Source organism: Snodgrassella sp. ESL0253 (assembly GCF_013344965.1).
GTDB classification, from domain to species: Bacteria; Pseudomonadota; Gammaproteobacteria; order Burkholderiales; family Neisseriaceae; genus Snodgrassella; species Snodgrassella alvi_B.
The window spans coordinates 255,177-274,726 of record NZ_JAAEDQ010000001.1; the positions used below are offsets into that span (position 1 = coordinate 255,177).

The window sequence follows — 19,550 nt, forward strand, 5'->3', positions numbered from 1 at the left end:
TCTGTTCAATACTCAGACAATATTTATCTGCATAAAAAATTATAGCTCAAGCGCATACCAGATTAAACTGCTGTCAGTAAGACAATGGCCTGAGCTTCAATAGCTTCTTCCCGTCCCAGATAACCCAATTTCTCATTGGTTTTCCCCTTAATATTCACCGCTTCAAGGGGCAAATTCAGGTCAGAAGCAATGTGCATTCGCATCTGGTCTATATAAGGACGTAATTTTGGCTGCTGAGCAATCACCGTACTGTCGACATTGACCACCCGCCAGCCAGCAGCCTGCACAGCGGCATAAGCTCCACGCAACAGCACGCGGCTGTCTGCGTCTTTATTCGCAGCAGCGGTATCCGGATAAAGTTTACCGATATCACCTAACGCCGCTGCACCCAGCAGCGCATCGGTAATGGCATGCAATAGCGCATCGGCATCAGAATGACCAAGCAAGCCTTTATCAAAGGGAATATTTACCCCGCCCAGTAACAGCGGCCTGCCAGCTACGAGCTGATGCACATCATAGCCTTGTCCGATTCTTATCGAATTCATTCAACGGTTTCCTGCTGTAAAAAATAGGTGGCTAATAAAGCATCCTGTGCGCTGGTTAATTTCAGGTTACAGACATCGCCTGGTACCAGCAGCGGCGCCAGACCAAGTGCTTCCACAGCGGAAGATTCATCTGTTATCACATCCAGATCCGCCTGTGCCAGTGCTCTGGCCAGAATACCGGCACGGAACATTTGTGGTGTTTGTGCCTGCCACAAACCCGCTCTACTCACCGTACGGCATACATGCTGCGCTGTATCAGCCTGCTTCAAGGTATCGGCTACTGGCAGCGCCAGCAACCCGCCTACGGTATGATTGTGTACGGCTGCAAGCAGACGCTGTACCGAATCAGCACTCACACAACAACGTGCAGCATCATGTACCAGTAGCCAGTCATTATCCTGTAAGCCAAACTGCTGCTGTGCATGCGTAATACCATTGCGCACAGTCTGCGCACGCGTAGCACCGCCACAACGCAGAATATGGACATTCGGCGGTAACGCTGCTGCTGGATAAATGGCATCGATATAAGCATCCTGTTCGGAAACCACAATCAGCAGTAAATCAATTGCACTGATTTGTGCCAGTCGCGACACGGTATGTTCTAAAACAGTTTTACCAGCCAGATTGACATACTGTTTCGGACACGCAGCACCAAAGCGTGCACCGATACCGGCGGCTGGAATCAGCACCACATGGCGAGTCATGCAGGTTTATCCTCAGTATCCTGCTGCCACTGCCGCCAGACACAGGGCGCGCCAGCAATTTTGTCCAATTCCTGCAAATAGGCTTCATGCTCTGCCAGCTCTTCGCTGCTGGGTGTGACTACTGGTAGCGCTGCGTGTTTAATCTGATACTGGCTGCCGGCTGCCGGATTATTGCTGGCAGTGGTTGTAGCCATCAGTTCATCCACCAGACTGAACTGGCTACGCGTCATGGCCAGATAAACTTCACCCAGTAATTCGCAGTCAATCAATGCGCCATGCAGTACACGCTTGCTGCGGTCAACTTCCAGACGCGTACACAATGCATCCAGCGAATTCTTCTGCCCCGGATATCTGTCCCGTGCCATTTTGAGGGTATCAGTGATACCGCTGGTAATGGTTCTAGTTTTGGGCATTCCCAGACGGCTAAACTCCATATCCAGAAAACCCTCATCAAACGTGGCATTATGAATAATCAGCTCGGCACCACGTATATAATCGGCAATCTGCTGTGCCACTTCAGCAAATACCGGTGCATTCATTTCGTGCAGCTTTTCCAGCGTAATCCCGTGCACAGCCACAGCCTCCTCCGGGATATCACGCTCAGGATTAACATACAGATGCAAGTTGTTACCAGTAAGACGCCGGTCTATCATTTCCACGCCGGCAAACTCAATCAGACGATCGCCATTGCTTGCCGACAGGCCAGTGGTTTCAGTATCGAGAATAATTTGACGCATATTGATGCTATAAGCGGTTGAATACCGCAGACCTAAAACAACGATAATACTAAAAATCTATTACTACGCATACCTGCCAGTAACAGCCAGCAGCAGATTTACTTTTCGACCCAGCCAGACTTATCGCAGTAACAGGCTGCATAATCACGAAAGTGCAATTTTAGCAGCATACGCAGGCAAAACCAGCGCATTTTCCAGATCAACGTCATATTAGCGACTAACCAACAACCATAACCCCATTTTTATTACCATTAAAATCAAATATATAAATATAAATCGGTGTAATTTTCAGAAATAATAATAACTATCATTTGCAATTAGAAACCAATTTGTTTATGATGCACTTATGTTCACGCAACAACACAAATATTGACAGATAACGTGTTGAAGTAGCTGAACATGTAAACCGATTTTAAAATGAATTGTTGCCATCGCAACGATTTATTATGGCAGTTAATTATTGGTAGTGGTTTGTGTTCCTTTTGCGCCCCTTTTTTTCAGGGGCGATTTTTTTCTGACTATTTAATCAAATACAGAGCCCGATTAATCAGTAGCTGCGCAATCATAGGCCAGCTTTCACAGCCAGCGCATAAACAGATAAATCAGCACCGGTATTACTGCGGCTGATAACGCCCGGCCATGGCTTGATAAATCAGATTTTCATTCTGCAAAACATTATAACGGTTATTCAATACATTCTGTGCCGAAGAATATTGCGTATTCAATGCATCCAGCCAGTCACTGAGCGGATTGGTACCGTACTGATAGCGCGCATGGTAATAGCGGCTGTTTTTCAAATCGTACTGATATTTCTGCTCAGTATTGGCCAGAGTGGCGCGGCTAAGCGTGTATTGCTGGTAATAGCGCGCCACTTCATTAAGCGCCGTAGTTAACGATTGTTCGAAAGTTAATTTCGCACTTTCAAAATCAGCCTTGGCCTGTTTATTTTGCCAGTAGAGGGTTTGCCAATCCAGAAAAGGCAGATTCACATTAACACTTGCTGTACCGACAGGAAAATGCAAAGCTGAAGTAGCCGTATCAGAACGCGAATTAACTACAGTACTCAGGCTGACACCCGGATACCAGCTTCGCCGCGTAGCCTGTTGACTGGCATAGGCAGACTGTAAACGATACTCGGCCGCACGTAAATCAGGGCGATTGGCCAGTACAGACAACGGCACATCCAGATTCACCTCACTAAAATGAATCTGATTTAATGGTGTCGGCCGGATATCTGTTACTTCATTCGGGCGCTGATTCAGTAAATTATGCAAATTTTGCACGACTTCTACCCGGTTCTGTTGCAGTGAAGTCAGGCTGTTTTCGGCATTGAGTAACGATTGTTTGGCATTGGTGGCATTAATACTGCTCACCTTGCCCACTTGATACTGTGCCTGAGCAATACGCGCAATCTGCCGGTACTGCTCAATAGTGTCTTTAGTGAGGCTGATGGCACCATCGATATAAGCCAGATGAAAATAGTTATCCACCACACTGTTAATCAGCGACAGCCGGCTGGCGGCCATATCCTGCTCACTGGCGTGATAACGCCAGATGGCCGCATTGGTATTGGCTCGCATTTTCTGCCACACATCCAGTTCATAGCTCAAGCCAAGCTGTCCGCTGAAGTTACGGCTGGACTCACCGCCATGTTTCAGGTCTTTAGAGCTGCTGGCACCAAGTGAACCATTGGCTTTGGGAAATAAATCCACGCCAGTCAGCCGGGCACTGTAGCGCGCTTTTTCTGCGGTTAATGCCGCCTGACGTAAATCAGTATTATTGGCCAGCGCCGTGCTGATTAACTGATTCAATGTGGCATCCTGATAGATTTCCCACCAGTTTGCATTAACCTGATATTGCGCAGCAATTTCTGCACTGCTTAGCATTCCGGCTTTACGCAGGCTTTGCTGCGGATAGGAAGTATGCGTAGCACAGCCTGCCAACAGTACGCTTAAACTGAGCACCAATACAGCGGTGCTGCTTTTCACAGAAATATTTTTCATCATGGTTACTTTAAATTCTAGCGGCCACCGAACCCGACCCGATAACTCCAGCTACCGCAAACATCCACCTACAACTGCTACTGTCGGAAAAAGCAGACTTAATCACGAGACAATGCATCAATCGGATTCAGTTGCGAAGCCCGTTTGGCCGGCATAAAACCAAACAATACCCCAATCACAGTGGAACACAGTACCGCCATTACAATAGAAAGCGTTGAAAACGACATGGCAAAATCGGTGGCCACAAGATTAAACAGCATACTGATGGCAAAAGAAAACAATACGCCTACCACCCCGCCAATCAGACAAATCAGCACCGCCTCAATCAGAAACTGCTCAAGAATATTGTGCTGACGCGCCCCGATGGCCATACGGATACCAATTTCCTTTACCCGCTCAGTTACCGACACCAGCATGATATTCATCACCCCGATACCGCCCACCACCAGTGAAATCAGGGCTATACTGGAAATCAGCAGAGTCATGGTACCGGTGGTGCTTTCAATGGTTTGCTTAATGGTATCGCTGTTACGGGTAAAAAAGTCTTCCGTACCATGACGGGCTTTCAGCAACTCAATAATACCTTTTTCGGCCGTTTGCGAATTAACATTATCTTTTACCTTTACCGTTACCGAAGTAATGTATTTCGAGCCGGAAATCCGGTTCATCAGCGTAGTATAGGGGGTATAGAGTTGCAAACTGTCACTATCCATAAAGCTATTATTGTTTGGTGCCGTCACCCCTATCACCCGTAATGGCCGTTTATTAAACAAAATCACCTGCCCCAGTGGATTAGTGCCATCAGCAAACAGCTTGTTTTTGGTGTTGTTATCAATCACCACCACCTGACCATTCTGATTAACATCATCTTCATTAAACAGGCTGCCAACAGCAATTTTAATACCGCGTACATCGAAATACTGGTCACCCACCCCATATAGCTGCGCAGAAAGTGACTGATTATCATATGTTAACGTGCCACTGGTACTTACTCCCGGAGTAACACTGTCAACATAATCCTGCTGTTTCAATGTTTCCGCATCGCCCACAGTCAGGGTTTTAATCCGGGATGAACGGCGATCGCCAAATCCATAGCCCGGATAAACCGTAACCGTATTTGTGCCCATAGCATTAATGTTTTCCAGAATTTTTGCCTGCGAGCCTCGTCCCAGCGCCACCACTGAAACCACCGAAGCAATACCGATGATAATCCCGAGCATGGTGAGAAAGGAACGCATCTTATGCGCCATAATTGCCTGAATGGACATGCGAAACGACTCAAATAGCTGGTCGCGGTAAAAATGCCAGGAGTTATGCTCTGCAATACTTTCAATGTTGCTGGGGGGAATGCTTGTATTTTTGCTGTGGTCGGCAATAATGCGCCCATCGCGTATTTCAATCACCCGATTAGCATTGGCAGCGATAGTTGGATCATGGGTTACCATTACAATAGTATGACCTGCATCATGCAGTTTATGCAGAATTTCCATCACATTTTGCCCGCTGCCGGTATCCAGTGCACCGGTAGGTTCATCCGCCAGGATGATTTCACCACCATTCATCAGCGCCCGGGCAATACTGACCCGCTGCTGCTGACCACCAGAAAGTTCGCTGGGGCGATTTTCTTCCTTACCGGCCAGCCCGAGCTGCGCCAGCAATTCATCTGCCCGTTTCAGCCGTTCGCCATGTTCCATACCCGCATACACAGCCGGCAAGGCTACATTTTCGCGGGCAGTTAACGAACTGAGCAGGTTATAACGCTGAAAAATAAAACCAAAGCTACGACGGCGCAAAGCGGCCTGCTCGTCCGCAGTCATGGTCGCGGTTTCCACGCCATCAATCCTGTATGAACCGCTGGATGGCACATCCAGACAACCAATGATATTCATCAGGGTAGATTTACCGGAGCCAGACTGGCCGATAATGGCCACAAAATCGCCTTTTTCGATACTCAGGTTGATATCCTTAAGCACCTGTACCCGGTTTTCACCATGGCCAAACCAGCGATTGATGGCCTTAATTTCCAATAAACTCATGACTTACATTCTCGAGCCGCGCATTTTCGGGTCTTTGCTAACGCCATTTCTGGCTTCAGCACTGCTTAGTGCCGATAACACCACCTGATCACCTGCGTTCAAACCTGATTTCACTTCTGTACGCATCCCATCAGTAATACCGGTCTGAATCTGTTTTTCCTGTACCTGCTGGTCATTGCCCAATACCTGCACTACTTTTTTGCCTCGTCGATGCTTGATAGCCTGATTGGATACTGTGAGCACATTAGTGGCAGATTTCACCAGTATATTATTCTGAGTAGTCATACCAATATGCAGGGAACCGTCATCATTCGGAACCAGTGCGCGGGCATAGTAATAAATAGCCGTATCGGTGGTGTCAGTACTGGTGTTGTAACCGCCTTGCGACATTTTGGTTAAGCCCGGGTCTACTGCTTCGAGCGTAGCATTACGCACCTTACTGTTATCCGCCAGCGTAGTGAAAGTTAAATGCATGCCCGCTTTAACCTTGTTCATGTCTCCCTCTGCAATCTGCATTTTATTCAGCATTTTGCTCAAATCGGCCAGCTGAACAATAGTCGGCGTATTCTGGCTGGAATTTACTGTTTGCCCTTCTTCTACCGGAATGGAAACCACTGTGCCATCCATCGGCGCAGTAATACGCGTATAGCCCAAATCTGCTTCGGAGGTATTAATCGCAATCTGGGTTTGCCGAATCTGAGACTTCAGCTCAGCTACATTGGCGCGTGCCGCGGCCAGATTGTCCTGCGCATTATCAAAATCTGCTTTAGATGTGGCATCCTGAGCCATTAGAGCCTGTTCGCGGTTAAATGCTCGCTGCTTCATCTTCAAAGCGATTTCAGCCGATACCAGCTGTGCCCGGTAAGTATCCAGCTTGGCTTTATTGGTGTTGAGCGTGTTTAACTGAGTGGTTGAATCGATATCCGCAATCAAATCACCCTTTTTCACCTGCTGACCCAGTTTGACATACAATTTTTTAATCTGGCCTGACGCCTGTGCACCCACGTCAACTAGCTGAGCTGCGGCAATTTCACCGGTAGCATTGACTGTCTGGCTTATATCACTGCGGCGCACCTCATCAGTAACAAAATTCATCTGGTTTTTAGGTTTGAAAAACAGACTCCACAATACTGCGGCCAGCAGCACCAAAACCAGTAACCACACTACTCTTTTAACCCATTTTTTTTTCATCTGCTTCATTATCCGTATAACACTCAAGCATTTTTGCCCTAATTAATACATGGTGGCAAAAGATTAAAATTGTAAAGGATGCAAACCATTCTCATCAACATATCTTTCAGATATAGCCATAAGTCTGCTATAAGACAGATAAAATACAGTGTTTATTAACCATTATTTACCTTAGCCGAAATTTTTCTCATTCTGCACAGAATTAAAACCTATTATGCTTTGACAAAGCCAGCACAACTGATTAAGCTGCGCAGCTTTGTGTTCACAGTATTGAAAAAAAGCACTAACGGTTTACAATCAAAACAATAATGTGAGCATCAGCGTGCCGATAAATCATTCTGGCACCCACAAGAAAGCAGTTTGGAACATACCATAATGACTAATTCAACCATTCGCCGGGCAGTGTATGCTGGCAGTTTCGACCCGCCCACCAATGGCCATTTATGGATGATTCGTGAAGCCCAGCCATTGTTTGATGAACTGACTGTTGCTATCGGGGTTAATCCGGAAAAAACCACGACGTATTCAATCGAAGAACGCAAGCAAATGCTGCGGGCAATTACCGCCAATTTTCCCAATGTGAAAATTTCCTGCTTTGAGAATCAATATCTGGTTAACTATGCACGCAGTATAGGGGCGGATTTCATCGTGCGCGGCATTCGTACCGCCTCAGACTATGAATATGAGCGCTCTATGCGCCACATCAATCATGATTTACAGCCGGATATATCTACTATTTTTCTGATGCCGCCACGTGAATATGCCGAGGTTTCCTCAACCATGGTTAAAGGCATGGTAGGCCCGCAAAACTGGCAAGCAATGATACGCCGCTATGTACCTGATGCTGTTTATGAAAAAATCATGCAGGATCATATGTACCATGAGCGTTGAACATTGCCCTACCATCAAAATTCATAACCATCAGAGCCACAAAACCATAGCTTAAATGCTGGTTTAGCATTTGGTTCCTATAATATACAGAGCTTTAATAATGGCTTCCAATCCAGAGAAGAAGCCATTATTCGCAGACAGGATTTTTCATAACATTGCTTTCTGCCCATCTATTTTCCCTGTAAGTGGGGCAATCGTGCTGTACGCACTAGCTGAAAAATGCTATCGTGCCAAATCCACATTCTGTTGTTACCTTTAGTGTATTAATATAGCTGTAATGCAGTGGCTTAACACCAACTATGCGGAATATCATCAATACACGTACTATATTTTCCTCCCGTTCGGCTCATAGTCGGGTTATAAAATCAGTGCGCCACTTTACAAAATCTTTACCGCTACCGTACAATCATTTTAGTATCTGATTCTATTCCTTATTTCGTTACAGTCGTACAAACCTGAATCGTATGACAAGTTTCTTCTGTCTTACGTATTAGCAGATAAATATTCTTACCATCACATCTATAAGGAGTAGCAGCACATGGCTTACCAATCTATTAATCCGTTTAACAACGAACTCATTAAAACCTTCACCAATCACACTGATGCTGAAGTAGAAAGCGCACTGACTCAGGCCTATGCCTTGTATCAGTCTGCATGGGCACAACCAGAAAACATTGCCGACAGACAGGCCTTACTGCGCCGTCTGGCTGATGTCATGACCATGCATCAGGACAAAATTGCCCGTACCATCACACTGGATATGGGTAAACGTCTGGCTGAAAGCCGCAATGAAGTTGCCTGTTGCATTGACATAGTACAGTACTATGCCAAACAGGCTGCCGAACTACTTAAACCAGTAGCCTATCCTAGCAAACTGGGCAAGGGCTGGGTAGAACATCATCCTATTGGCATTATTCTGGCTATCGAGCCGTGGAACTTTCCGATTTATCAGCTGATTCGCGTGATTGCACCGGCAATAGCAGTGGGTAATCCGGTAATGGCCAAACATGCCAGCAATGTACCGCAGTGTGCGCAGCTGGTAGAAGATTTACTGCGCGAAGCCAATGCACCGGCTGGCGCCTATACCAATCTGTTTGTCAGCCCAGACCAGATTGCCACCATCATCAGCGACAAACGGGTACAGGGTGTTGCTCTTACCGGTTCCGAAGGTGCCGGCAGCGTTGTGGCCGGACAGGCTGGCAGCAAGCTGAAAAAAGCCACCATGGAACTGGGCGGCAATGATGTATTCGTGGTTACAGATGATGCAGATGTGGTAGCTGCTGCACATACCGCAGTAGGTGGCCGACTGTATAACGCCGGACAGGTATGCACTGCGGCAAAACGTTATATCGTGCACGAAAAAGTGGCGCAGCAGTTTATTCAAATTATTCAGGACGACTTTGCCAAAGTGATAATGGGCGATCCACTGGATGAAAATACTACTCTGGCTCCGCTTTCCTCACGTAAAAGCAAAGAAAATTTGCAGAAACAGCTTGATGCAGCCATTGCCCATGGTGCTAAAGTATTGTGTGGTAATCAGCCAGCCGATGGCAACTTCTTCACTCCTACCCTGATTACCGATATCAGCCGTGATAATCCAGCCTATTTTGAAGAATTTTTTGGCCCGGTAGCTCAGTTATATGTGGTTAAAAATGACGATGAAGCCATTGCACTGGCTAATGATTCCAACTTTGGCCTGGGTGGCACCGTTTACTCAAAAGATATTGAACGGGCGAAAAAAATAGCTTCCCGAATTGAAACCGGGATGGTATTTATCAACCGCTTTGGCGATTCAGTAGCTGAATTACCATTTGGCGGAGTAAAGCGCTCCGGTTTTGGGCGTGAGCTGAGTGATTTAGGTATAAAAGAGTTTGTTAATCACAAGCTGATCGTTATTGGTCAGGAATAATTTTTCCTGTTTGCCTGTTAAAAAAGCAGTCTGAAATCTCAGACTGCTTTTTAGCAAATGAAAATACTGCTTTATCATAACCAGCAGCAACAGCCATTCCGGCTAATCACTTCTGTATATTGAATTCCACCTGATCAGGCAAACCTTTCGGCACAATCAATAATACAAACGGGCGCATCTGATAGCCCAGTGCCGCACCAGAGCGGATACGCAGATTCAATACCAACCTGTCCTGCACACGATTTAGCGCCAATGGCATAATATCCAGTTGCTGCTGCATTATTCCTGCATCAAATACCAATACATCCTGAGTGGTAAAATCGATTGGTGTTGGATTTCCGGCTTTACCCATGGTAGCAGCCATAGCAAAATAACGGGCAAACTCTTCTGCGGAGGTAATATGCCGTGGTACTGACTTGGTTACCGTATTTTTAATAAAGTAATTTCTGGCCTGCTGGTAAGAAACCGGTATGGCTAATTGATTCCGTACCTGAGCAGAAGCATTGGCTGCCATGGCCGTTGAATAACTACAACCACTCAGCGAGCCAGCCAGCAACAGACCAAACAACATAGAGTAAACATAACAACGCACGGCATACCTCCTGTCAGGTTCAGTAAGAACTACTGCTGCTTAAAAGCCAGCCATGTCAGAATCAGCCAGCCAATAATCATTAACACCCCGCCCACCGGCGTAATTGCACCCAGCCAGCGTGGCAAGCCCAAAGCCATCAGATACAGCGAGCCACAAAAAATAATCAGCCCCAACTGTAACAGGCAAAACGGTATTTTTACCGCAAAAGACGGCACAGCTTTTGCCAGCACACCCAGCGCCAGCAAACCCAGTGCATGCCAGAAAAAATATTGTGTGGCCGTATGCCACCATTGCATTTGCTGCTCACTAGCCATATGTTTTAACCCATGTGCACCAAATGCACCCAGCATTACCGCCACAGCCAGATTAAACGCTGCCGTACCTAACCACATAAATATCCCCCATCATTAACATAACCAGTAAGTCTGTTCAGCTTAATGCTGTTCAGTTGTCCGGCCACATCATTTAACCAGACAATCACAGTATAAAGACACAATCTCGGATAACAAACCACTTTACTAGCCAGCTCTTAAATCATTCAGCAACGGCCATTGCAAATCAGTATTTATCATAGCGGTTGTCAGATTGCCCTAACAAACAATAAAAAACTGACCAATCTACCAGATTAGTCAGTTTTCGGCATTCAAACGTATATTAACTTTTTATCATATTATTTACAGCTGATACCAGCAATTTGCGGCGCTTTCGCTGTACCTACCTTAATGACACAGCTCGTACTGCTGCTGCCGGATACAGTCAGATTACCGGCAGCCAGATTCATATTCAAGGGTTCTTTCACACCCATTTTCACCGCAGTGCTGGCCAGCTTCTGCACCTCTTCCGGCTCATAAGCAGTATTATTGGCCGCTATCTTGATATCCTTGGCACCAGCACTTACCGCTACCAGCAGCCCTAAAGAAAGCATCAGGCCATTACGTATCAATTTATTCATCGGACTCCTTTCCGAAGAGAAAATCCACTAAACATACTAAAACAAAAGCGTAAGATTTTCCAGTAAAATTATTGTAACTTACCTCAAGAAAACAGCAATTAGCTTACTGCGACAATAAATGTTCTGGTTAATATCAGTATTATCACCCCAGCTACAAATAAAAAGGCTGTATACCCAACTTGCAGTATACAGCTAACTAAAGAAACTTTTAAATCAAATAAATAGTGTGTATTGGCGCAAACCAAATCAGCATACTATTCTCTGTTAGTGTGATTGATGGTCTAGTGCATCTCTGTCCTGCTGATATTCACCCCACAAAGCATTTACCACCCCCAACAGTATGGCAAAACCAATTCCTAAACACCAGGCAAAATACCACATAAATACTCCTTGCTTTGTGCTTTTCCTGCCAGCCACAGCGCCGGCAGGAAAAGCCATTTTTAATATGCACTGTGATCGTTGTTGCGAATCAGCTCACTAGTTACCTTGCCGCGCATTACCCGATAACACCAGCTGGTATAAAACAATACAACCGGCATAAAAATAATTACCGCCACCAGCATCACAGTTAAAGTAAACTCACTGGAACTGGCATCCCATACCGTCAGGCTGGAACGCAGGTCAGTACTGGACGGCATGATAAAGGGAAACATCGCCACACCGGCTGTACCGATTACCCCGGCCAGCCCCAGCGCAGACGACCAGAAAGCCACAAAATTTTTGCCATTCTTGGCCAGCAACCACGCCAGAATAAAGCCCACATACGCCAGCACCGGAATCAGTAATAACAGCGGATATTGCTGAAAATTATGCATCCATGCACCCGCAGCAGTCACCACCTGCTTATGCAGCGGATCGGGAGAAGCAGCCGGTAAATAGCTTCCGGCCACAAGACTATAGCCATCGATGCCCAAATCAATCCAGATACCGGCCAGCGAAAACGTTACCACCACCACAATCAATGCAATTGTACTGGCATTCAGCGCACGTTCTCTCACCATATCTTCGGTACGCAAAGCCAGATAAATTGCACCATGGAAAATAATCATTGCAGCCGATACCACACCACACAACAGACTGAATGGATTGAGCAACGCCCAGAATGTACCAGTATAGAAAGAACGCAAATCATCATCAAAATGAAACGGCACTCCCAGCAGCAGATTACCAAACGCCACACCAAAAATCAGCGGTGGCACAAAACTGCCGACAAACAGTAACCAGTCCCAGCTGGAACGCCACAGAGGATTATTGATTTTACTGCGATAATCAAAACCTACCGGACGGAAAAACAAAGCCCACAACACGGCCATCATTGCCCAGTAGAAACCGGAAAAAGCCGTTGCATAAGCATACGGCCAGGCTGCAAAAATAGCGCCGCCGCCGGTAATAAACCATACCTGATTTCCATCCCAGTGCGGGCCTACCGTATTAATAATCACACGGCGTTCATTATCACTTCTGCCTACAAACGGAAGCAGAGCACCTACGCCCATATCCTGCCCGTCCATAATGGCAAAACCAATCAGCAAAACACCCAGCAACAGCCACCAAATGAACTTCAATACCGGATAATCTAAGAATTCCATGGTCTACTCCTAATGCTCTGCTTCATTGGCGTAACGTCCCGTGCCCAGCGAGCCTGGCCCCTGACGCGAAAACCGTACCATCAGATACACTTCCACAATCAGCAATATCGTGTACAGCGTCACAAACCCGAAAATAGATCCCCAGATACTGGCTGCGGTTAACGAAGAAACAGACAGATTGGTTGGCAGTACCCCATATACCGTCCATGGCTGGCGGCCATATTCGGCCACAAACCACCCAGCTTCACAGGCCAGCCATGGCAATGGCAAACTCCAGAAAGCCCACCTGAGCAGCCAGCGTTTTTCAGCAAAATTATTTTTAACCGAAGCATAAAAGGCCACAGCTATCAGCAACAGCATCAGAAAACCACACAAGACCATGATGCGGAAACTCCAGAACATCGGCGTCACACGCGGAATAGTTTCCCGCGCAGCATGCGCAATATCGGATTCAGTAGCCTGACGAACATCCGGCACATAAGATTTCAGCAGCAGACCAAAGCCCAGATCATCGCCGTATTTCTTCAAACTGGCCTGTGCCTGCTCATCTGTACGGTTTTTCCGCAACGTTTCCAACGCAATCACCGCTTCACGACCATTGCGGATACGCTCAATATTTTCGGCAATAATTTCTTTAATCCCCGGAATCTGCGTATCCAGCGACCGGGTACCAATCAGCCCCATTGCCCACGGAATCTTTACCGCAAAATCGTTTTTCATTGCCTGCTCATTTGGTATGGCAATCAGATTAAACGAAGCCGGAGCCGGTTCTGTTTCCCACATCGCTTCCAGCGTAGCCATTTTGGTTTGCTGCGATCTACCAACCGTATAGCCAGACTCATCACCAAGCACAATTACCGACAGAATTGAAGACATACCAAAAGCAACGGCAATACGGAAACTTTTCTTGGCAAATTCCACATCCTGACCTTTTAACAGATACCAGGCAGAAATAGCCATCACAAAAATCGCACCAGTTACATAACCTGCGGAAACTGTATGCACAAACTTGTTCTGCGCCACCTCATTGAGGAAAATATCCGCAAAACTGGTCATTTCCATGCGCATGGATTCAAAGTTAAAATGTGCGCCTACAGGGTCTTGCATCCAGCCATTGGCCACCAGAATCCACAATGCAGACAGATTGGTACCCAAAGCCATCAGCACGGTAACCATAAGATGGCCGGGACGACTTAACCTCTCCCAGCCAAAAAAGAACAAACCTACAAAAGTGGACTCAAGAAAAAAAGCCATCAGCCCTTCAATCGCCAGCGGTGCACCAAATATATCGCCTACATAATGTGAGTAATATGACCAGTTAGTGCCAAACTGGAATTCCATCGTAATCCCAGTGGTTACCCCCAGAGCAAAATTGATACCGAATAACTTACCCCAGAAGCGCGTCATATCCTTGTAAATCTGCTTGCCGGTTAACACATAAACCGATTCCATAATTACCAGAATCCAGGTCATTCCCAGCGTCAGCGGCACAAACAAAAAATGATAAAGCGCAACCAGCGCAAACTGCAGCCTCGACAGTTCTACCAAATCCATAGCTTTGTTCCCTGTTTTATATTAAAAACTTTTATTCAGTTATTACACTTGCAGTGGCAGTTACCAAACCATCCTAGTTTAATATAACAAAATGTTCTATCTAAATCGGGAAGATTAAACTTGGAATCAAAATTTCATGATACAAATCTATATTCAAGCTTACAGCAAAAAAGCAAAAATCAAAATAAACACAACATCTATTGCCTATAAATAACTTATTTTTTACATTAACAATACAAATACCACATTCATATAAGTATAAATTATAAAACAACAAGTTCCTTAATATTTATCCATACAGAATTAACTTGATTTAAATCAACCTACATTTTCATTTCCAAAAAAGAAACAGCCACAATGTGGCTGTCAGGAAGATTACATCAGCTAAACAGTCTATCCGGGTTAACTTCAACCCACATGCAGTACCTGCGCATCCGGCCATGGATTCACCTGATGGCTGGCCACAATCAGAATCCCATGCTGCTGATGTCGTTTCAGCATCGCCGCCAGCGCCGTTTGAGCCTCTTCATCGATACCGGCAAAAGGTTCATCCAGAATCATCAGCGCATAAGGTCGCAGCAGCAGACGCGCCAGTGCAATCCGCCGCGCTTGCCCGCCAGACACCGCCGCACCATATTCACCTAAGGGCGTATCCAGCTTTTCAGGCTGATTTTCAGCCCATGCTGCCAGCCCGACACTGGCTAATACCGCCCATAACTCAGCCTCAGTGGCCTCAGCCTTACCCAAACGCAGATTTTCAGCCAGAGTCAAATCAAATATATCAAGCTGCTGCGCCAGATAGGCTACCTGTCCCTGCCATTGCCAAGCCGCAAATGGCTGCTGATTACAGTAAAGCTCACCACTTTCAGGTTGCAGCTCATCTGCCAAAACCGCCAATAGCGTTGATTTCCCCGCACCCGATGCTCCCTGTAACAGCAGAATATCGCCATTAATCACCTCAAAACTGATATTTTCGGCACCATTCAACGCACCCGGCCAGCGCGCGCATATTCCCCGCGCCTGCAAATGTAATGCTACCGGCAAGGCTGGTTTGGCAAATTCCTGTAATCCCTGTGCTGGCACAAGAGCATTCAGACGCGCACAGGCTGCCCGACACAAGCCATATGTCATCATATTCATACCCAATAGCAGCACCAGTTCCGCAAACCCAAACACAGCCAGCAACAAAGCCAATAACATCGCTACTGATAAGCTGCCATTACCCAGCTGCAAGCTTCCCTGCCACAACAGAATTGCCGCCGCTACAGCCAGACATACTTGCTGTAACAGCACTACCTTACCTGCCAGCCGCTGCTGGCGTAACTGACCACTGACATAAATCCCATCTTCAGCAAAAAAAGCAGTAGCAAAACGCGGCCATTGCTGCCACTGCAAAAGTGCGGTTAACACTTCCAGTGGTTGCAGCAAAGCTGCACGTCGCTGCTCAGCCTGTGCAGCCTGCTGCCTGCCCCAGTTTTGTCCGCACCAAGCTGCCACAGCGGGAATAACGACTGTGGCCACTAATAAAGGAACGCCCAGATACAATGCCAACAACCCATTAGCCACAATCGCGGTCAGGCCAAGAATGCACAGCAGCATAATTAGTGCCCATAGCCATGGCAGTACCACATTCAGCGGCCAGTTATTAAGAAGCTCAATATCACTGAGTAAACGATGCATCTGGCGAACAGATGCCGATTGCTGCTTACCTGCTGCCAGACGGGCAAACAGGCCACTGCGCAAATCAGCCAGCAAACCCAGTACCGCATCATGCGACCCCAGACGCTCCCCATAGCGGCCGGCAGTACGCACAATGGCCAGCAAACGGATAATCCCTGCCGGCGTAAAATAATTAAATGTATAGGCTGTAGCCAGACTCAGCAGCCCGGCCAGTCCGGCAGCAGTAATAAACCAGCCGGATAAAGCCAGCAAAGCAATACTGGCAATAGCCGTTGCCTGCCCCAACAGCCACGCCAGTATCCAGGTGCCCTTGCGGCTCAATAAAAGATTCGATAGTTTTAACTGCTGACCCGCCCACAACAAATGGTAACGCTTCATCATAATTGCTCCTGCTGGCCAGACAATATAATCTTCCGGTCTACCCACCCAGCATAACTGACATCATGACTCACCAGCAGCACCGTTTTGCCGATACTCAAGCGCGCCAGCAACTGCATAATATCTGCCGCAGTCTGCGCATCCAGATGGGCTGTTGGTTCGTCCAGCAGCCACAGTGGCGCATTGCGCAACAGCATTTGTGCCAGTGCCAACCGCTGTAATTGCCCGCCAGACAAGCCCCGGCCGCGCTCCCCCAGTAATGTAGCCATTTGTTTGGGTAAACGCTGTACCAGCTCCCACAGCCCTACCTGCTGCAATACCTGCTGCAACTGCTCATCAGTAGCATCAGCACAGGCCAGACGCAGATTTTCCGCAATCGATAACGGCAGAATCGGCGGCGTCTGCGCCAGATAAGCTACTGACTGCCGCAACAGCGGCAGATTCAGATCAGTATAATTATGCTGATTAATCCACAAAATACCCAAGTAAGGCGCAAACCCCAGCAAAGCCTGCAACAGACTGGACTTACCACTGCCACTTGCTCCGCTAAGCAAAACACGTTCACCGGCTTGCACACTGAAACTGAATTGTGGCACACGAATACGCTTATCCCGCCCGTACACCACCAGACATTCTGCCCGCAAGCACGGTGGAGCCTGTAACACAAAATCCACCTCAGCAGAAACAGCAGCCACATTATTTGCTACCTCATACAACGGAATTAATGCTTCTGCTGCCGCCTCAGCTTTGGCCTTATCATGATAATCTGCCCCAAGCTGGCGCAGCGGGGCATAAAATTCAGGTGCAAGCAATAGAATAAACAGTGCGCCCTGATAAGGTACCGGTATCTGGCCATTAGCCCACGGCAACACCCCCAGCAGCCCCAGCCCCAGATAAACCGCCACCAGCGCAATCGCCAGCGCTGCAAACAATTCCAGCACCGCAGTAGACAGAAAAGCCAGACGTAACACCGCCATAGTGCGCACCCGATAAGACTCAGCAGCCGAATCAATGGCCTGCTGAGCCTGTCGCTGCGCCCCTAAACGGCGTAATGTCGGCAAACCGCGTAACAAATCCAGAAAACGCCCGCTTAAAGCCGCTAGAGCAGACAACTGCGCCCGGTTTTTACGTGCCGCAGCCTGCCCCAGCAAAATCATGAAAACCGGCACCAGCGGCGCAGTCAGCAGCAACAGAGCAGCAGCAAACGGACTATAAAAACATGTTACCGCTGCAATCAGTAACGGCATCAATGCCGCCAGCCGCTGTTGCAGCACATAACGGCTGAAATAGCCATCCAGAGCATCCACCTGTTCCAGCACCAGCGTTGACAGCGCACCATCACTACCATACTGGCTGCGTTCCGGCCCCAGAAAAGCCAGTGCTTTTAATAACTGGCTGCGCAACTGCAACTGTATTGCTACACTGGCACGCAACAGCAGCCGCTCCCGGACATAACTCAACAACGGCCGCAACAGCCAGCAAACAAGCAGATAGGGTAAAAACTGCCGTAATGCCGCAGCCACCTGCTCACCATTGAGCCACAAAGCAAACAGATTGGCCAGAAGTGCACTTTGCACAATAATCAGTATCGCCACAGTAATCATCAGCACCCATGCCAGCCGGAACGAACGACGTTGCTGCTTTCGCCATAAACGCAAATAAAACTGTGGCGTGGATGCGTATAAATTCTGTCTAGCCAATCTGCTTTCCCCTTTGCACAAAACCGTCAAAACATTTTGCCCAAAACTATACTGTCACAATCGCCTGCGGCAAAACCCGCCCAAGCTGCCAGTGCTGCACTGCCCAGCCAAGCAAATCAGCCAGACTATCCACTTGCGGAGCCTGCGGCAGCCCCAGATAAACCAGAACCTGCCGCAATAAAGCCTCGCGCCTGCGCAGGTCCAACGCTGGCGCCTGCGTCTGCTTCGACCATTTCTGCCCCAGCGCATTAGTTAACAATGGCAAATGGGCATAGTTGGGCTGAGGCAAACCCAGTAACTGCTGTAAATAAATCTGGCGCGGTGTAGACACCAGCAAATCCTGCCCGCGTACCACATGATTAATGCCCTGCGCAGCATCATCCACCACCACAGCCAACTGATAGGCCCAGAAACCATCAGCCCGCAACAACACAAAATCACCCACATCACCAGCCAGACACTGCTGCTGCCAGCCCTGTACCGCGTCCTGAAAACTGATTAACTCTGCCCCAACCCGCAAGCGCCAAGCCGGTGTCTTATTAGTACACAAACATGTATCTGCACCCAGTGAGGCACAACGCCCACTGTAAATAACACCATCCACGCCCATACCCTGCGCTTCTGCCTGCACTGTTTTACGGCTGCAATAACACGGATAGACCAGCTCATGTGCACGCAACTGTGCCAGAGCCGCCGCATACAAATGATGACGTTTGCTCTGATATACCACCTCACCATCCCAGTGCAGGGCAAAAGCTTCCAGCGTGGCCAGAATGGCAGTAGCCGCGCCGGGCATTTCCCGTGGCGGATCCAAATCTTCCATACGCACCAGCCAGCGGCCATGCCGGCTGCGCGCATCCAGATACGAAGCTACCGCTGTTAACAGCGAACCAATATGCAATAAACCCGTAGGACTGGGAGCAAAACGCCCTACATACAACTCAGCCACAGACAACATCCATCCTTATACAGCCAGCACAGCAAATAACTTAACACTACCCCCGCAAAAGTACAAACTGACATGTACCATCAGCGACCACCTTAACAATAAAAATTATTTATCAAAAATTTACCCCAAATCAGCTTCTA

The 19,550-nt window shown here is 47.6% G+C and carries 17 protein-coding genes; 2 read left to right on the forward strand and 15 right to left on the reverse strand.

Annotated features, from left to right (window positions below; translation table 11 throughout):
• Positions 1-62 precede the first annotated feature (62 nt).
• The 6 genes from ispF to GYX26_RS01100 form a co-directional block, all read right to left on the reverse strand.
• The gene (ispF, locus tag GYX26_RS01075; RefSeq protein ID WP_174827694.1) at positions 63-545 is read right to left on the reverse strand and encodes a 2-C-methyl-D-erythritol 2,4-cyclodiphosphate synthase; all 483 of its coding nucleotides are present in this window, start codon (positions 543-545) and stop codon (positions 63-65) included.
• Positions 542-1,249: a 2-C-methyl-D-erythritol 4-phosphate cytidylyltransferase gene (ispD, locus tag GYX26_RS01080; protein WP_174827695.1), complete on the reverse strand. Its 708-nt coding sequence runs from the start codon at positions 1,247-1,249 to the stop codon at positions 542-544. Before ispD ends, ispF begins: the two co-directional genes overlap by 4 nt.
• Positions 1,246-1,992 (reverse strand): DNA polymerase III subunit epsilon, encoded by a 747-nt coding sequence (gene dnaQ, locus GYX26_RS01085; protein ID WP_370520827.1) that lies wholly within the window; start codon positions 1,990-1,992, stop codon positions 1,246-1,248. The genes ispD and dnaQ overlap by 4 nt, the downstream gene beginning before the upstream one ends.
• 608 nt (positions 1,993-2,600) lie before the next feature.
• Complete coding sequence (locus GYX26_RS01090) at positions 2,601-3,989, reverse strand: TolC family protein (protein WP_174827697.1); 1,389 nt, start codon at positions 3,987-3,989, stop codon at positions 2,601-2,603.
• Positions 3,990-4,087: 98 nt separating this feature from the next.
• Positions 4,088-6,025: a MacB family efflux pump subunit gene (locus tag GYX26_RS01095; protein ID WP_174827698.1), complete on the reverse strand. Its 1,938-nt coding sequence runs from the start codon at positions 6,023-6,025 to the stop codon at positions 4,088-4,090.
• 3 nt (positions 6,026-6,028) lie between these two features.
• Positions 6,029-7,225, reverse strand: a complete 1,197-nt coding sequence (locus GYX26_RS01100; protein WP_370520822.1) for an efflux RND transporter periplasmic adaptor subunit — start codon at positions 7,223-7,225, stop codon at positions 6,029-6,031.
• A 366-nt stretch (positions 7,226-7,591) separates the two neighbouring features.
• Between GYX26_RS01100 and coaD the strand changes: the two genes are divergently transcribed.
• Together coaD and GYX26_RS01110 are read left to right on the forward strand one after the other, a co-directional pair.
• The gene (gene coaD / locus GYX26_RS01105) at positions 7,592-8,107 is read left to right on the forward strand and encodes a pantetheine-phosphate adenylyltransferase (protein ID WP_100090069.1); all 516 of its coding nucleotides are present in this window, start codon (positions 7,592-7,594) and stop codon (positions 8,105-8,107) included.
• A 538-nt stretch (positions 8,108-8,645) separates the two neighbouring features.
• Positions 8,646-10,016, forward strand: coding sequence for an NAD-dependent succinate-semialdehyde dehydrogenase (locus tag GYX26_RS01110; RefSeq protein WP_174827700.1), 1,371 nt, complete (start codon positions 8,646-8,648; stop codon positions 10,014-10,016).
• Between the two features lie 106 nt (positions 10,017-10,122).
• Here the strand turns inward: GYX26_RS01110 and GYX26_RS01115 are convergent, their stop codons facing one another.
• The 9 genes from GYX26_RS01115 to gluQRS form a co-directional block, all read right to left on the reverse strand.
• Positions 10,123-10,608, reverse strand: a complete 486-nt coding sequence (locus GYX26_RS01115) for a hypothetical protein (protein ID WP_174827701.1) — start codon at positions 10,606-10,608, stop codon at positions 10,123-10,125.
• A 29-nt stretch (positions 10,609-10,637) separates the two neighbouring features.
• The gene (locus tag GYX26_RS01120) at positions 10,638-11,000 is read right to left on the reverse strand and encodes a DUF423 domain-containing protein (RefSeq protein ID WP_174827702.1); all 363 of its coding nucleotides are present in this window, start codon (positions 10,998-11,000) and stop codon (positions 10,638-10,640) included.
• Between the two features lie 278 nt (positions 11,001-11,278).
• Complete coding sequence (locus GYX26_RS01125) at positions 11,279-11,560, reverse strand: hypothetical protein (RefSeq protein ID WP_174827703.1); 282 nt, start codon at positions 11,558-11,560, stop codon at positions 11,279-11,281.
• A gap of 264 nt (positions 11,561-11,824) precedes the next feature.
• Positions 11,825-11,941, reverse strand: a complete 117-nt coding sequence (cydX, locus tag GYX26_RS01130) for a cytochrome bd-I oxidase subunit CydX (RefSeq protein ID WP_100090112.1) — start codon at positions 11,939-11,941, stop codon at positions 11,825-11,827.
• 59 nt (positions 11,942-12,000) lie between these two features.
• A complete protein-coding gene (gene cydB, locus GYX26_RS01135) occupies positions 12,001-13,149 on the reverse strand; it encodes a cytochrome d ubiquinol oxidase subunit II (protein WP_174827704.1) in 1,149 nt (382 codons plus the stop codon).
• 9 nt (positions 13,150-13,158) lie between these two features.
• Positions 13,159-14,703 (reverse strand): cytochrome ubiquinol oxidase subunit I, encoded by a 1,545-nt coding sequence (locus GYX26_RS01140; RefSeq protein WP_174827705.1) that lies wholly within the window; start codon positions 14,701-14,703, stop codon positions 13,159-13,161.
• A gap of 408 nt (positions 14,704-15,111) precedes the next feature.
• Positions 15,112-16,764, reverse strand: coding sequence for an amino acid ABC transporter ATP-binding/permease protein (locus GYX26_RS01145; RefSeq protein WP_174827706.1), 1,653 nt, complete (start codon positions 16,762-16,764; stop codon positions 15,112-15,114).
• Positions 16,761-18,461: a thiol reductant ABC exporter subunit CydD gene (gene cydD / locus GYX26_RS01150; RefSeq protein WP_174827707.1), complete on the reverse strand. Its 1,701-nt coding sequence runs from the start codon at positions 18,459-18,461 to the stop codon at positions 16,761-16,763. The genes GYX26_RS01145 and cydD overlap by 4 nt, the downstream gene beginning before the upstream one ends.
• A gap of 46 nt (positions 18,462-18,507) precedes the next feature.
• Entirely contained in the window at positions 18,508-19,401 is an 894-nt protein-coding gene (gene gluQRS / locus GYX26_RS01155) for a tRNA glutamyl-Q(34) synthetase GluQRS (RefSeq protein ID WP_174827822.1), read from the reverse strand.
• Positions 19,402-19,550 lie beyond the last annotated feature (149 nt).